Below are 16,930 nucleotides of genomic sequence, written 5' to 3'. Positions count from 1 at the left end.
TACGTAGAAAAAAAGCAAAAAACCAATCTAAAAGCCAAACTTAAAAATAGAGGTTGTATACTAGAAATAAGGCACTATTTTTGATTAATTTCGACAACATTACAAATACTTCTCCCTATATTTAGTTCTTGGAGAAAAACTGGAATATCCATCCTTCTTTGTAATAAAATTAAATGTAAAATAGTAAATAAGATATAAACATAATCACTTGTTTTACGTTATAATAATAAATTAAGGTTTATATAAAGACTAAAAAATATTTTGAATAAATTTAGCCGTATCGCATTAAAGACCCTTTTATGGATTATTGGATCTGTCATTGGACTCTTACTTCTCATTATTTTTTTGATTCGACTTCCTTCCGTGCAAAATTTTATTGCCGGAAAAGTAGCCACTTATGTTGAGGGCAAAATTGGCACGCCCTTTCATATTGGTAGCATCAATATTGAATTTCCAAAAAAACTTGTTTTAGAGAACATCTATCTGGAAGATCAATCTAGAGATACATTAGTAGCAGGTGAGGCCATCAAAGTGGACATCAATATGATGAAACTACTAAAAAGTACAGTAGAAATCCAGCAACTGGAGGCTACTGGCATTACCGCAAAAATACGTCGGTCTATGCCTGACAGCAGTTTCAATTTTGACTATATCATAAAAGCATTTGCGAGTCCTGAAAGTACCAAAGCAAAAACTGATACTTCTTCTGCTATGGTATTCAATATGGACAAAGTTATCTTTGATCGTTTTCATGTGGTATATGCCGATGACGTAATTGGCACGAGCGCTGACGTCTATTTGAAACATTTTGACACCAGGATCAAGAAATTTGACTTGACAAAAAATATGGCATTTGATATGCCAAAAGTTACTATTGACGGCTTAAGTGCATTAGTCACACAATGGAATCCTACCCAAGAAGGCGATGGCCCCAGTGTTGAAGATTTTGGAATTACTGATTCCACTGCAATTGCCACTTCTTTATTACCTGATATTGGTATTAATACGGCAGACCTGCGAAATATCAATGTTCGATATGAAGATAAAGCGGGAAAACTGAGAACAAGGTTTGCCATTCAAAAGCTACACGCGGATATTAATAGTATTGATCTTAATAAGGAAATTGTTTCAATAAAAAAGATTAATTTAGAAGGATCTGATTCACAGGTGTTTTTTGATAAAATAGCAAAAATAACTAAACCAGCCGCAGATAAAAATACAACAGCATCAGCACCATCCAAGGTTAATTGGATTGTTTCTGTTTCGGACATCAACATCAATAATACCAATGTATGGTATAAAGATGACAATCAAGCACGGATGAAAGGATTTGATTATTTCAATATTAAAATCCCTGCGATCAATACTGCGATGACTGATTTGTATTATAGCGCAGATTCAATTAGCGGATCGCTAAAATCATTAACAGCAAAAGATCACTCCGGTTTCGAAATTAAAAATCTAAAAGGTGATTTTATCTATACCAATACAGGTGCTGAGATCAAAAATCTGTATGCTGCAACTTCTAAAACATTATTACAAGATTATATTAAAATATCTTATCCTTCTTTAGAGGCTATATCGGAAAAACCTGAATTGCTTACTGTCAATGCCAACATTAAAAAGAGTCATGTTGATATGCGCGATATTTATTATTTTGCTCCGTTCTTGGATACTATGGAGATCATGCATCCGCTCATGAATAAAAAATTCAATATTGACGGAAAAGTAATGGGAAAACTGAACGATCTCAATATCCCACACTTAGATTTCAGCACATTATCGAATACAAAAGTAATTGCCAGTGCTAGACTCAAGGGTCTTCCTAATGTTGATAAGATGTCTATTGACCTTACGCTCAAAAAATTCACAACTGGCCGATCTGATATTGAACAACTTGTTGCCAAATCATTATTTCCTAAAAATCTTGAACTTCCAAATGCAATAGGGCTTACTGGAACATTTAAAGGGGGAATGCAATCATTCAACACCAATTTATCCTTAGTGACGGAAAAAGGAACTGCTAAAGTAAATGGTAAATTTGATATGGCAAAGCGTGATACGACATATGATGCTTACGTATCTATTAAAGACTTTGACATCGGAAAAATTTTGAAACAAGATTCTGTTTTAGGTATCTTATCATTTGAAGCCAACGTAAAAGGGCATGGATTAGATCCTAAAAAAGCGATAGCGAATGTGGACGGAAAACTAATCCGTCTGGATGCTTTAGGATATCAATACCATAATATCGATATGAATATGAATGCTAATGCAGGCGATATCGAAGCTTCAATTAATAGTATTGATCCAAATGTCAAATTCAATTTAAATGCTACCGCGAATATGCATGCAAAATATCCGAAAGTCGATTTTGAACTGATGGTCGATAGCATTAATTTACAGAATTTAAAGTTAATGGATGATGACTTCCGTTATCATGGCAAAATGGTCGGAAATTTTGAAACAGCAGACCCTAATTTCCTGAATGGAGAAGCACATATCATCAATTCTTCAATTGCATACAATAATGACCGCTACACTCTTGATAGTATTTCAATTATCGCTCGTTCGGATAGCAGCTCAAATCTTTTAATGTTAAAATCTGCCTTTTTAAATGCCCATTTAGTTGGTAAATATAAATTAATGGAGCTTGGTACAGCAATACAAGACATTGCACACGTTTATTATCAACCTGGAGCTCCTGTAACCATTCCAAAATACGAAGATCAACAATTTGAATTTTCTGCTCAGTTGACCAGAACAAAATTTATAAAGGACTTCTTACCTGATCTGACTGAAATGAAAGACATCACACTTGATGGTATGTTTAATAGTAAGAACAAGTTAATCCAGGCTAAGCTCGATGCACCAAAAATTGTTTATGCAGGCACAGATATTAATAGTGTGACTTTTGATCTGACAACAGTTGACAGCACCATGTATTATTCTGCTTTGATTAACAAAATAAAAGTTAGCAATATCGAATTGATCAATACGGTACTCAGTGGTAAAGTCATTAAAAATAACTTAGATTTTGGCGTTTGGATTAAAGACAAAAAAGATAAAGAACAGTACCATTTAGGTGCCCATATGAAAGTAGATCGTGGCAACTTTCTTTTTAGCTTACTAGAAGATGGATTAATGCTAAATTATGATAAATGGAATGTCGATAGTACGAATGTTTTATCCTTTGGTAAAGCGGGTATTCAAGCTCATAATTTCATTCTGGAAAACAAGGGACAGTTATTGGAAATTAAATCACAGGATAGTGTTCTGAATTCACCTATAGATCTACTTTTTAAAAATTTCAGAATTGAGACCCTCAGTAAAATGATTGCCGCTGATGACATGAATATTGGTGGTGGTATTAATGGACAAGCAACGATTTCACGCCTTGAAAGTAACCCTGTTTTTGTATCAGATATTGGAATTGATAAATTTTACTTAGGGACGGATACAATTGGAAATGTCAATATTAAAGTTAATAATGAAAAAGAAAACACGTATGCAGCCAATGTCAGTATTACTGAAAATGGCAATAACGTCAGTTTAATCGGAGAGTTTATAAGTCCTCCAACTGGAGAAGCTACTTTTGATGCTACGCTCAACATTGCTCCTTTAAAAATGAAGACAATTCAAGCTTTCAGCTTTGGGTACTTAAAAGAATCTAAAGGGGATGTCCAAGGAGAGCTTAAAATATCCGGTACGACTGATAGACCTGTTATCAACGGTGATCTGAATTTTAATGGTGCTGAATTTAATGTTGCTATGCTTAATGCGGCGTTCTTAATTGATAACGAAAAAATTAGTTTTGATAATAGGGGAATCTCTTTATCCAATTTCAACATCAAAGATAAAAAAGGCAATACTGGTGATTTGAATGGTACCATTTTAACTAAAAACTATACAGATTATGACTTTAATTTGAATCTTAAGACTGATAACTTTGAAGTTGTGAATTCGACTCGGGAGGATAATGATCTGTTCTTTGGTAAAATGTACGTTTCTTCTGATCTACGTATAAGAGGCACATTGGATAAACCTGTTGTCGATGGAAATATCAAAGTTCAAGATAAAACTGATTTTGTATTCATTATGCCGAATGATGACCCTGGTATGGTGGAGCGAAAAGGTGTCGTAGAATTTGTTGATAAAAGTGATACAACAAGAGCAAATGTTTTTGCAAAATTGGATTCACTAACAACAACAAAATTAACAGGAATCGATGTGACGCTGAATCTTCAAACTGACAAGAATGCTAAATTCAAAGTTATTCTTGACGAAGGATCTCAGGACGCCTTAAACATCCAAGGTGAAGCTGAATTAAATGCAGGTATCGATGCGAGTAACAAAATCACCATGTCGGGAACTTATACGGTCGACAAAGGAAGTTATTCGTTTTCTTTTGGGCCTGTGAAACGTGAGTTCTTATTTAAAGAAGGAAGTACAATTACATGGGCAGGAGACCCGCTAGATGCGAGAATGGATATCACTGCAGTATACAAAGTCAAGGCCCCTACCCTGGAATTGGTACAAACTCAACTTGGTGCAGATAATTCTAATCTATACAAACAGCGAGTACCATTTAATGTCAATTTATTAATCACAGAAAAGTTATTCGAGCCTAAACTAGGATTTGATATTGATCTGGATGAAAATAACGCCATTGCGTCTCAAGATGTGGTGAGTAAAGTCAATAATGCCCTTTCACAAATACGAACAGACCCTTCTGAAATGAATAAGCAGGTTTTCTCATTGATCGTATTAGGACGCTTTTTGGCTTCTAATCCATTTGAAAGTTTATCTGGTGGTGGCGGTGTCGAATCTATGGCACGTAATAGTGTGAGTTCATTACTAACGTCACAGTTAAACCGACTAGCTTCGGATTTAATTAAAGGAGTGGAATTAGATTTTGACTTACAATCCGAGCAGGATTTTACAACTGGAGTTGGGGAAACACGTACCGATTTAAATATTGGTGTTTCAAAAATGCTATTTAACGACCGTTTGAAAATCACTATAGGTTCGAATTTTGAAGTTGAAGGGAATTCAAGACCTGGAGAGCAAGCTGCGAATATTGCCGGAGATATTAGTCTAGATTATCAACTGTCTCAAGATGGTCGCTATTTCGCTCGCGTATATCGGAAAAACCAATATCAAGTAACACTTCAGGGCCAATATGTTGAAACAGGTATTGGATTTATCATCAATATGAGCTACAATAAATTCAGAGAAATTTGGATGAATTCTAAAAAATTAAATGAATATAATACCCGAAGCAAAAATTTCCGTAAACGTTTTGACGTAGAACGTATGGAAACCGACTCCGTTTACAGGGACAGCGTCCGCTTTGCAATTCGAGATAGTATGATGCGTAACGATCCTAAGAAATATAAAGAACGTTACTTGGATAGAAAACAAATCCAGCAAACCAAACCAAGCAATAAGACTGATTCAACGAATCAGAAAACAGATACAATAGGAGAAAAAGTGATTAGAAATGAAGAAAGGGAGAATAATGAAAAATAGCAATCAATTTATAGCTTTTGTTGTATTTATAGGGCTTTTCATTGCTTCTTGTTCGACCACAAAAAATTTAAAAGAGGGTCAGTCCTTATATGTGGATGGCCATGTCGATATTGAATCGGATACGATTTCCAAAGAACATAAAAAGGCCTTAGCTACGCATCTGGAACAGGTATTAATGCCCAAACCCAATAAGACACTTTTTGGATGGCGTTACAAACTAGCTTTCAACAACATGGCTGGTGATTCAGTTGGAAAAAACTTCATTCGCAGACAACTAAAAAAAATGGGTGAAGAACCCGTTTTATTGAGTGATGTAAATAGGGAATATAATGAAAACCTGTTAAGAAATCGACTTGAAAATATTGGTTTCTTTAATGCAGAGGTAAAGTCTGACACTACAATTAAGGATAAAGAAGCGACCATACACTATATTGCGACGACTAATCTGATTTATAAAATAAAATCTGTTACGTTTAATGTAGACAGTACGATACAGCTTGGCCGAGATATACTCCTATCTCGTGATAAGTCTCTTTTAAAGGTTGGTAAGCATTATAGTTTAGATGATATCCTGAATGAACGTGATCGGATTGATAATGAACTTAAAAATATTGGGTACTATTATTTCAGTCCTGACTATATATTGGTGGAAGCAGATAGTACAATTGGAGATAATAAAGTCAATTTATATGTCACTATTAAACCTGAAACACCTGTTATAGCTAAATCACCATCCAAGATAAATAATATATACATCTATCCAAATTATACGGACGAAGGTACAGGATATCAACGTGCTCCACGTAATGCGCAATTATTCGATAGTTCATATTACTTTATAGATCCAAAAAATACCTTTAGAAAACCCGTTATAGCTAACCATATCTTCTTTAAAAAAGGAGATCGTTATAATCGCGGTGCCCATAATAAAACAATCAGTCATCTTGTAAATCTAAATAGCTTCAAATTTGTTAAAAACAACTTCGTTGATAGTAAAGATGTCAAAAACGGACTAGATGTATATTACTATCTTACTCCTCTTCCTAAGAAATCTATTCGTCTCGAATTGTTAGGAAAAATGGCTTCGGTATATAATGGATCCGAACTTAATGTGAACTGGCAATTACGCAATGCCTTTAGAGGTGCCGAACTGTTAAGTCTAAATGTTTTTGGTGGATACGAAACACAGACCGGTGGAAGTGTAAGTCTAAACTCAAGCTATTATCGCTATGGTGCAGATCTTACTTTAACATTTCCCCGTATTCTTTCGCCTTTCAAAATAAATCCCAGTCGTAGATTTATACCAAAAACCTACATCAAAACGGGATTTGAATTCTTAAATAGAACTCGAGCATATACATTACGATCTCTAAAACTAGACTATGGTTATATCTGGCAGGAATCTGAAGAGAAACAACATGATTTGGGATTATTAGAGATTACATATGTACAGCCCAGCCGTATTTCAGACGAATATAAAGCCCAGATGGATACGGTACCAACGCTAAAACATGCTATAGAGCCACAGTTTACTATTGGTCCAAATTATAATTTTACTTTATCCAATATGATGAACAAAAATCTAAAAAACACCTTTTATTTTAAAGGAAATTTAGATTTATCTGGTAATGTATTGGGATTGATAAAAGGTGCCAACTACAATGAGGGTAAAACATTTAAATTATTCAACGCTTATTTTTCTCAATATATCAAGGTAAGTGGTGATGGTAGACATTATTTAAAACTAAGTGAAAATTCACAATTAGCATCGCGAGTCAGTTTAGGTCTAAGTTACTCTTATGGTAACTCCCGTGCTTTACCCTATCTAAAACAGTATTATGTGGGTGGTCCAAACAGTATTCGCGCTTTTGCTGCTCGAGCAATTGGTCCAGGAACTTTAAAACCTCAAAACATTGGGACCAATAAGTTCTATGCTGATCAAACTGGAGATATAAAATTGGAAATGAGTACAGAATATCGTGCTAAATTGGCTGGTTTTGTCCATTGGGCGGCATTTATTGATGCCGGTAATGTGTGGCTACAAAATACAGATGATGAAAAGCCCGGAGCAAAATTTAGCAAAGATTTCTTGACTGAATTAGCTGTCGGTGGCGGTTTAGGTTTAAGATTTGACTTTACTTTTCTTATATTAAGAACAGATTTTGCTATTCCATTCCGTATTCCATATTTGGATAAAGGAGAGCGTTGGGTCTTGAAAGATATTGATTTAGGAAGTAGCAGATGGCGCAAGGACAACTTAATGTTTAATCTAGCTATTGGCTATCCATTTTAATAAAAAGGAGAACGAAAGTTCTCCTTTTTATTTCCTATCATTTTTTATACAACTTAATTGCTTTCCTACTATTTATTGAGTAAATTCAAAGAAAAATTAATGTCTAAGGACCAAAATTAAAAGGCTTATGAAAGTTACAATAGTTGGTGCAGGAGCAGTTGGAGCGACAACTGCAGATAATTTAATTAGAAGAGAGGTTGCTGAAGAAATCATCCTTTTAGATATCAAGGAAGGGTTTGCTGAAGGTAAGGCACAAGATATGTCACAGACTGCTGCTTTATTGGGATTCGACTCAAAAATAATAGGTGTAACGAATGATTACAGTGCAACCGCAGGCTCCACTGTAGCAGTTATTACTTCAGGAATTCCGAGAAAACCGGGCATGACCAGAGAAGAACTAATCGGCACTAATGCAAATATTGTTAAAACAGTAGTTGATAATTTGATCAAACATTCTCCTGAGGTCATTATTATTATTGTTTCAAATCCAATGGATACCATGACATATTTGGCTTTAAAAAGCTCTGGTCTTCCAAAAAATAGAATCATAGGTATGGGGGGAACATTGGATTCTGCACGATTTAAATATCAGCTAAGTCAAAAATTAAACGCTTCTGCAAGTGACCTTAATGCAATTGTTGTCGGCGGTCACGGCGATACGACTATGATTCCTCTGATCAAACATGCCACATGGAATAGTATTCCTGTAACTGATTTTTTAACAGAGGAGGAGCAAGAAGAAATTATTCAGAAAACAATGGTAGGCGGTGCAACTTTGACATCCTTAATCGGAACCTCTGCATGGTATGCTCCTGGGGCAGCGACTGCAGCTGTCGTTGAAAGTATCGTTAGAAATCAAAACAAGCTTTTCACAGCAAGTGTATTTTTGGATGGAGAATTTGGATTATCGGATATCAATTTAGGTGTTCCAGTCATCATCAATAAAAATGGATGGGATAAAATTGTACCTTTGAAGCTTTCGGAAGAGGAAAAGCAAAAACTACACAAAAGTGCGGATGCTGTTCGAAACATGAATAATGTACTAAAAGATATTAACGTTTTATAAAAATAATATGCAACTCTTTATTAAAAATATGGTCTGCAATAGATGTAAGATGGCTGTAGAAAATATATTTAAAGAGTTGCATATCCCTTATCATGATCTACAACTAGGTGTTGTTACGTTGGACCATTCACTACAACCGGAACAACGAAAGAAAGTGAAGGAAAATCTGCATGCTATTGGTTTTGAATTAATCGATGATAGAAACACGCGTCTTATTGAAAAAATAAAATTGCTGATCATCGATTATACACGCTGTCCTTATAACTATCTGAATAAAAATTTATCAGATATATTAAGTGATCATTTACATGTTGAATACAGCTCTTTAAGTGCCCTCTTCTCTTCTGTAGCAAGTATCAGTATTGAAAAATATGCTATCTTCCAAAAAATAGAATATATTAAGGAGTTATTAATTTACGATGAACTTTCATTAGCTGAAATCGCTGAAAAGCTTAATTATTCAAGCACTGCATATCTCAGCAATCAATTCAAAAAAAACACAGGTTTAACACCAACGCAGTTTAAAAATTTAAATAATCCTACCGCTTTACGGCAAACTTTAGATCAAGTGCATTAATCTATCTAAATAAAGATACTTTAACTTTCATGAAGCACATATTTTTTCTATGTTTGGAATATGGCAATCATCCCCTTACAGATTTTACAATTACAGGAGCAAGGCACTCATATTTTAATAGAGGTCACTTTATACGAAACTACCCATTTAATGGTTTTAGATACTGGAGCTTCAAAGACTGTTTTTGATAAAAACCAATTAGAAAAAATTCACACAGACCAATTCCAATTAGAAAGTACCGATACGCTTTCAACAGGTTTAGGCACGAATAACATGGAAAGTTTTTTGATTCATATTCCTCTTTTTAAAATCCATGATTGGAAAATAAAAAATTATAGGGCTGCAGTTCTTGACCTCAGTTCTATTAACTATGCTTACGAACAGATGAATCTACGTCCTGTGATCGGAGTGATCGGAGGAGATATTTTAGCTCCTTATGGCGCAGTGATTGATTACAAAAAGAAAACGCTTAAATTACTCAAGAGAAAGTTAAAACTTAAAGAGCCTTTTATGAATATGCAGACGTAAATATAAATAATAAGATAAAGCAATCAAAACACCTGCACCGCCCATAAAGTATAAGACACTACGCAATCCGAAATAGCTTGCTAAAGCCCCTATAAGCAAACTACCTATAGGGAAAACACCTTGAAACGCCATTACATAATAAGAAATTGCTCGTGCTCTATAGATCGGCATCGCATGCGTCTGTATATACGTATTAATACTGGAGTTCTGCATCATCATAGCGAAAGAAACGATCGCCGTATATAAGAGAGCAAGAACTAAAACAGATGAATGCCCGAGTAAAAACAAGGCAGCTCCCATTAACAATGCTGCGCCCATTACTTGGTAGCGCATATTAGTCCCCGATTTTAGCCGTGCCATATTAATAGCACCTATCATTGCCCCAAGACCAGCTGCACTTTCAAACCATGAAAATGTACCTGCATCGCCATTAAACATTTCTTTTGCTACAGCAGGTAATAAAGAAGTATATGGAATCACTAATAAGCTAGAAAAAGTCATCACTATAATAAGCGAAAAAATATGGGGCGATCTTTTCAAATAATAAAACCCTTCGACCAATCCCTGCCAATTACTTCCTTTGCTTAAGCTTGCTGTACTTTCTGTGACATTCATCATCCATAAAGTAATCAAAACAGGGATAAAACTCAGAAAATTACTGCTGAAACACATCATTTCACCGTATGTACTCAATAATATACCACCAATAGCCGGACCAACCATACGCGCGGCATTAAATATAGAAGAATTTAGTGCTATTGCATTAGGCAGATCTTTTCTATTATCCACTAAGTGTACCATCAACGATTGTCTTCCTAACACATCGAAAGCGTTGATTACTCCTTGTGCAAATCCCAAAATAGATAACCACAATACTGTTTCCATCTTCAGGTACACTAATAGTGTTAAGATTCCTGCTTGAATCATTAGACCTATTTGTGTAATAAAAACAAGCTTATACTTTTTATGTTTATCGACAAAACTTCCAATAAATGGAGATAATACCAAAGAAGGAAGCAGGGAGATGAAAGATACAAAACCTAACCAGAAAACAGAATCTGTTAACTTATATACTAACCAACTTATAGCAACACGTTGCATCCAAGTGCCCATCAATGAGATTGCCTGGCCAATTATATGTAATCTAAAATTTGGATACTGAAGCGAACGAAATATCTGCATATCAATGAATAATAGAAGTAAATGAAAGGAATGATCTAAAATGAACAGTAATGACTAAGCAATATTTGTGCAGTAATTTCATTTCTGCACAAGATTAGTGAATTTTAATCGATAACTTTGCCACTTAATGATAAATAAACCAAACAATTAACAATCAATTCAATACAAGATGAAATTTTTTATTGACACAGCAAACTTAGAACAAATCAAAGAAGCACAAGATTTAGGTGTATTAGACGGGGTAACAACAAACCCAAGTTTAATGGCTAAAGAAGGAATCAGTGGTGACGAGAATGTAATCAATCATTACAAAGCGATCTGTGCTATCGTAGATGGCGATGTAAGTGCGGAGGTAATTTCTACAAACTACGAAGAAATGATCAAAGAAGGAGAAGCACTTGCAAAGTTAGATGACAAGATTGTTGTTAAAGTTCCTATGATCAAAGATGGTATCAAGGCAATTAAATATTTCAGCAAAAAAGGAATCAAAACAAATTGTACTTTGGTTTTCTCTGCAGGTCAGGCACTCCTAGCTGCAAAAGCTGGAGCTACTTATGTTTCACCTTTCATTGGTCGTTTAGATGACATTTCTACAGATGGTTTAGGACTTATCGAAGAAATCCGTTTAATCTATGATAACTACAGTTTCCCAACACAGATCTTAGCCGCTTCGGTACGTAACAGTGCACACATTTTAGGTTGTGCTAAGATTGGAGCTGATGTGATGACGGGTCCTTTATCTGCAATCACAGCTTTATTAAAACACCCTTTAACAGATAGTGGTCTTGCTACTTTCTTAGCTGACCACGCGAAGGCAGCAGGGAAATAAAATCGATATAAAACGACTTTAAAGAAACGGTCAGAAACGAGTATGAATAACTTGTTTCTGACCGCTTTTTTATATTAGAATAATGATGTATTTTTGTATTATGAGTAAAGAGCAACAACAGGAAAAAACAGTACATGAGCGTGTCGATTTTACAACTTTACTAAAACAATATCAGCTTAAGGTTACACAGCCTAGACTGCGAACTTTGGAAGTTATATCGACTAAGAAATCAGCCATTTCACAACCAGAGCTCGAAAAATTAATCGGTAAAGAAATTGATCGTGTCACCCTCTATCGCGTTTTAGCTTCATTTGAGGAGAAGGGAATATTGCATAAAATTTTTGATCTAAATGGTACAGCTACTTACGCCCTCTGTTCGACCAACTGCTCCGAGCACAATCATCATGACCAACATGTGCACTTCATCTGCAGAAGCTGTAACTCCGTATTTTGTATGGATGAAATCACACTTCCCTCCTTCAACATTCCTGAAGGTTACAAACTTGAAGCTGTAGCTATAAATGCCCTGGGTCTATGCGATCAATGTCAGGAAAAATAATAAAAAAACAAAATTTTACTGAATTCAAAGGAAGGTACCAGTATTTCTAAAAACCTTTACTTTGCACACGCTTCTACTAAATCCTGATGCTAAGATTCTTTCTTAATCATCAACTAAAATTCAGCAAAAAGAAATCTAAATAATTGATACAATACACTTTATTAAATTTTAATAAATAAGAATTTGATAAAAACACATTTAGCAAAATATTAAAAATCGAGCAGAACCTGAAAGTATATTGTTTATCAACATCACAAATAATGATTCATTAAGCTATTTAATACTCACTATACTGGTTATCAAAATATTAAATAAGCTAAATAGAATTAAAAATACACTTAATTCTATAACAAAAACAAAGAACATTTAGATATCCACAATTTCGGATTAATATTTGTATATTGTATGTGATAAGACATCGGGAATAGCCTAAATAGCAATGGTATTATATTGCAAACTACAGTAGCCTTCTCCCCCACTTACAACACGATAAAAGTAAATAAAAACGTATGACGACAAAAAAAGAAAACCCGTACCAAGAGGTTTTAACACAGCTCATCATCGACATCTTCGAGAAGTCAAACAACAAGCCACTCAACTATAAACAAGTCGCATCAAAGCTGAACGTTCACGATTCAGATTCCAAAATAGCAATCGCCAACATTCTGACTGACCATCCGAAAAACAGCCCTTTTTTAGAGGTTGAGAAGGGTAAATTCAAACTTCGTCAACTTAAAGTTTACGTGACGGGAAAAGTCGATATGACTGCTGAAGGATCGGCTTATATTATACCTCAAGACGAATTTGAGAATGATATCTTTGTAGCACCTCGAAAATTACGTCAAGCACTGCATGGAGATATTGTTAAAGTACATACTTTTGAAAAGAGCAGAGGCCGTAAAAAAGAAGGAGAAGTTGTTGAAATTATACAGCGTGCAAAAACAGATTTCACAGGTATTATCAATCTTTCTCAAAACTTTGCATTCTTTATTGCAGACGATAGAAAGATGTTGCATGATATTTTTATACCGCTTGATAATCTTGAGGGTGCTAAGGATGGAGAAAAGGTTGTAGTCTCTATTATTGAATGGCCACAAGGTGCAAAAAATCCGATTGGCAAAGTCAAGACTATTTTAGGTAAAAAAGGAGAAAACAACACGGAAATGAATGCTATATTGGCAGACTACGGATTTCCATTAAAGTTTCCTAAAAAAGTTGAAGAAGAGGCAAATGCTTTACCAGAAACCTGCTCTCAGGATGAAATTGCAAAACGTAGGGATTTCAGGGCAATCACCACATTTACAATTGATCCTGCTGATGCAAAAGATTTCGACGATGCAATTTCTTTTCAGCAATTAGAAAATGGGAATTATGAAATCGGAGTCCATATTGCCGATGTTTCGCACTATGTTATTCCAGAGACTGAACTGGACAAAGAAGCTTACGAAAGAGGTACTTCAGTATATCTTGTCGATAGGGTAATCCCCATGCTTCCAGAGCGACTTTCCAATGGTGTGTGTTCATTACGACCACATGAGGATAAACTTTGTTTTTCGGCGGTCTTTGAGCTTGATGAAAAGGCAAATGTTGTAGAGCAATGGTTCGGAAGAACTATCATTCATTCTGATCGACGCTTTTCTTACGAAGAAGCTCAAGAAGTTATTGAAACAAAAACAGGAGATTTTGCTTCAGAGATACTAAAACTAAATGAACTTGCTTATATTCTTCGTGAGCGCAAATTTAAAAATGGTGCAATCGCATTTGAAAGTGAAGAAGTAAAATTCACGTTGGATGAGAACGGTAAACCAACGGGTGTCTATACCAAAGTAAGAAAAGATGCGCATAAACTCATTGAAGATTTCATGCTTTTAGCCAATAGAAAAGTTGCTGAATACATTGGAAAACAAGGAAAAGGAAAAAATAAATTACCATTTGTTTATCGTTTTCACGATGTCCCCAATCCAGAGACATTAACTACATTTTCTCAATTTGCTGCTCGATTCGGGCATAAGTTAACGATCAAATCTGACAAAGAAACTGCAAAATCTCTCAATGCTTTAATGACTAAAATTGAAGGCAGTAAAGAACAAAATATGTTAACATCCTTGGCAATTCGTTCGATGGCAAAAGCGATCTATACGACTAAAGGAACAAGTCATTATGGTCTTTCATTTGATTATTATACGCACTTCACTTCACCTATTCGCCGATATCCAGATGTAATGGTACATAGATTATTAGCATACTATTTAAGTGGAGGTGATAAAATCAATGCCGATCATTATGAAAAAATGTGTGAGCACACTTCACAAATGGAGAAGAAGGCAGCAGAAGCCGAACGTGCTTCAATTAAATATAAACAAGCTGAATTTTTACAGGAACAAATTGGGACTGAATATACAGGAATTATCTCTGGTGTAACTGAATGGGGTATGTACGTAGAAATTGAAACCAACAAATGTGAAGGTATGGTTAGATTACGAGACATTAACGACGACTTTTATGTATTAGACGAAAAGAACTTTGCAATCATAGGTCAACGCAAGAAAAAGAAATATCAATTAGGTGACGAAGTACAGATCAAAGTTAAAAAGGTTGATCTTGATAAACGTCAAATCGATTTTACTTTAATCAGTTAAGTTATATTAAAATACAATGGACGCCTCCAATCAAGTAAAACACTTTTTTGGGGGCTTTTCATTTCAAAGAGAAACTAACCATCCAAATGTCTTAACATCTCATCTGTAAAATGCTCAATATGCCTAGTCTGCGTAAATTTAACAGCATTAAAAACTTCTGATTCGCCTTTCGGGATGGATAATGACTTCCAATTATTCCCTTTCATCATTTTTCCCAACATAACAATTTGTCCTACATGATAGGGATAATGAGCCAATTGTCGATTAATTGCTTCTACGACTGTATGGCCCTGATTACGGATATAAATTAGCTTTCCTAGATCTTCAAATTCCAAACACTTCAAGGTGTTAAATAAATTGTCCCATGCTTCATTCCACTCCCGAAACAACCTATTCTTGTCCTGATCCACCAATTCAAACTCTGCATCACGATTTCTCCATTCTTTTTCACCATCAGAAGTAAGAAAATCTGTAAAACGAGACTTCATATTACCGGATATATGCTGAATAAGTACAGCTACACTATTACTTTCATCATTGTAGCGCCAAAATAACTGGCTATCACTTAACTGATTCAAAGTACTATCAACTAAATGCTTATAATACAAAAACAATTTTTGAACATCCTCTAAATAATTCATAACAATCTGATTTACAAAATAAAATAATCTCTCATACACCTTCCAATTATTCTTAAATCTAAGTAGAAAAATTCACTTTTTTTTAGGTAAAACACAAAAATTGACATTCAATTGAAAAAAACATAGCCATCATTAATAGTATATTTTAAAAAACCATTCGTTTTCCTTGCTCCGGAAAAATAAAATTAACTTTATAAGAATTATTTTCCAGCAATTGCCGTTTAATCGTGTCAACATTATCGGAAACAGGCTTCATATGGGTAACAATAACATTTAAACCTTGTACCATATCTATTCCGGTAAAACTTGCTAGCTTTCCCAATTCCTCGTTTAAAAGTTGAGGTGTTAAATGTCCAAAAAGTGATTTTTCTGGTTGAGCATTAGGAAATGAAACTTCAATCATTAAAGCTTTCAATCGTCGTGATTTAATTATGGGTGCTATAGATTGCCATAAATTTTCAAGATTTGTGACCTTTTCCACACGGTCTGCTCCTGTATCTCCTAGGTATACGATAGAACTGTCGCCTATAGTTACTAAAACTGCTGAACTCTTCATCGGGTTCACATGGCTTAAATCAAAAGCCTGAATAGTCATTCCGGTATTTGTTACCGTATCGATCTGACCAATTTTTAAACGTTTATATTGATATTTCCGTATGGGTAAATCACCTTCATTAGCAAAATTAGCCCATGTATCGTTTATAAAATAATGCGCTTTCAATACATCTATCATTGCTGCTGTTGCGTAAATATTTTTTGCAGCATCTGAGGGAGAATTGATTATCATCCCTGCCAGATGATCAAGATGTCCGTGCGAGATGAAGTACCCTTTGATATAATCTCGCAATACCCTGCCTGCTGGAACCTCAAATGTTTTTAAGGTTATCGCTTTTCGAATTCCAGCATTTATAGTACCGGCATCTAGCGCTAAATACGCATTTGCCTTATACTTACCAATCAAGTATGAAGATAGATTATCTTCATGATCTCCTCCATAAACTCCCAACGGCACTACTTCAAATGTCTGACTATATACTTTAGAACACAACAGAGTCAGCGTAAGCAGGATGATTTTTTTCATATT

11 protein-coding genes are annotated in these 16,930 nt (G+C 34.9%); 8 read left to right on the top strand and 3 right to left on the bottom strand.

Annotated elements, in window-relative coordinates; genetic code table 11:
• Positions 1–261: 261 nt before the first annotated feature.
• The 5 genes from HCX49_RS11735 to HCX49_RS11715 all read left to right on the top strand — a co-directional run bounded on the left by HCX49_RS11735 (position 262) and on the right by HCX49_RS11715 (position 9,996).
• On the top strand, positions 262–5,532 hold the full coding sequence (locus tag HCX49_RS11735; RefSeq protein WP_132770830.1) for a translocation/assembly module TamB domain-containing protein: 5,271 nt from the start codon (positions 262–264) through the stop codon (positions 5,530–5,532).
• Positions 5,522–7,825, top strand: a complete 2,304-nt coding sequence (locus tag HCX49_RS11730) for a BamA/TamA family outer membrane protein (RefSeq protein ID WP_237682784.1) — start codon at positions 5,522–5,524, stop codon at positions 7,823–7,825. Before HCX49_RS11735 ends, HCX49_RS11730 begins: the two co-directional genes overlap by 11 nt.
• A gap of 127 nt (positions 7,826–7,952) precedes the next feature.
• Positions 7,953–8,891, top strand: a complete 939-nt coding sequence (locus tag HCX49_RS11725) for a malate dehydrogenase (protein WP_132770832.1) — start codon at positions 7,953–7,955, stop codon at positions 8,889–8,891.
• 49 nt (positions 8,892–8,940) lie between these two features.
• Entirely contained in the window at positions 8,941–9,468 is a 528-nt protein-coding gene (locus tag HCX49_RS11720) for a helix-turn-helix domain-containing protein (RefSeq protein ID WP_206368423.1), read from the top strand.
• A gap of 60 nt (positions 9,469–9,528) precedes the next feature.
• Positions 9,529–9,996 carry an aspartyl protease family protein gene (locus tag HCX49_RS11715; protein ID WP_021188476.1) on the top strand — a complete coding sequence of 156 codons (468 nt, stop codon included), beginning with the start codon at positions 9,529–9,531 and terminating at the stop codon, positions 9,994–9,996.
• On the opposite strand, the gene HCX49_RS11710 is transcribed toward HCX49_RS11715, so the two are convergent.
• Entirely contained in the window at positions 9,958–11,178 is a 1,221-nt protein-coding gene (locus HCX49_RS11710; RefSeq protein ID WP_132770834.1) for an MFS transporter, read from the bottom strand. The two genes, HCX49_RS11715 and HCX49_RS11710, sit on opposite strands and share 39 nt — an antisense overlap.
• Before the next feature lie 169 nt (positions 11,179–11,347).
• Here HCX49_RS11710 and fsa point away from each other — a divergent pair, with 169 nt between their 5' ends.
• The 3 genes from fsa to rnr all read left to right on the top strand — a co-directional run bounded on the left by fsa (position 11,348) and on the right by rnr (position 15,205).
• On the top strand, positions 11,348–12,007 hold the full coding sequence (gene fsa / locus HCX49_RS11705; protein ID WP_021188478.1) for a fructose-6-phosphate aldolase: 660 nt from the start codon (positions 11,348–11,350) through the stop codon (positions 12,005–12,007).
• Between the two features lie 100 nt (positions 12,008–12,107).
• Positions 12,108–12,566 carry a Fur family transcriptional regulator gene (locus HCX49_RS11700; RefSeq protein ID WP_021188479.1) on the top strand — a complete coding sequence of 153 codons (459 nt, stop codon included), beginning with the start codon at positions 12,108–12,110 and terminating at the stop codon, positions 12,564–12,566.
• A 509-nt stretch (positions 12,567–13,075) separates the two neighbouring features.
• Positions 13,076–15,205, top strand: coding sequence for a ribonuclease R (gene rnr / locus HCX49_RS11695; protein ID WP_132770835.1), 2,130 nt, complete (start codon positions 13,076–13,078; stop codon positions 15,203–15,205).
• Between the two features lie 74 nt (positions 15,206–15,279).
• Here rnr and HCX49_RS11690 read toward each other — a convergent pair whose 3' ends face one another.
• Both HCX49_RS11690 and HCX49_RS11685 read right to left on the bottom strand, forming a co-directional pair.
• Complete coding sequence (locus HCX49_RS11690; RefSeq protein ID WP_021188481.1) at positions 15,280–15,846, bottom strand: DUF1572 family protein; 567 nt, start codon at positions 15,844–15,846, stop codon at positions 15,280–15,282.
• A 145-nt stretch (positions 15,847–15,991) separates the two neighbouring features.
• Entirely contained in the window at positions 15,992–16,927 is a 936-nt protein-coding gene (locus HCX49_RS11685; RefSeq protein ID WP_132770836.1) for an MBL fold metallo-hydrolase, read from the bottom strand.
• Between the last annotated feature and the right edge of the window lie 3 nt (positions 16,928–16,930).

It is taken from the genome of Sphingobacterium sp. B16(2022), from assembly GCF_012030425.1.
GTDB classification, from domain to species: domain Bacteria; phylum Bacteroidota; class Bacteroidia; order Sphingobacteriales; family Sphingobacteriaceae; genus Sphingobacterium; species Sphingobacterium anhuiense.
Note: the sequence above shows the minus strand (reverse complement) of the source record. Positions and strands in the feature narration are given on the sequence as shown.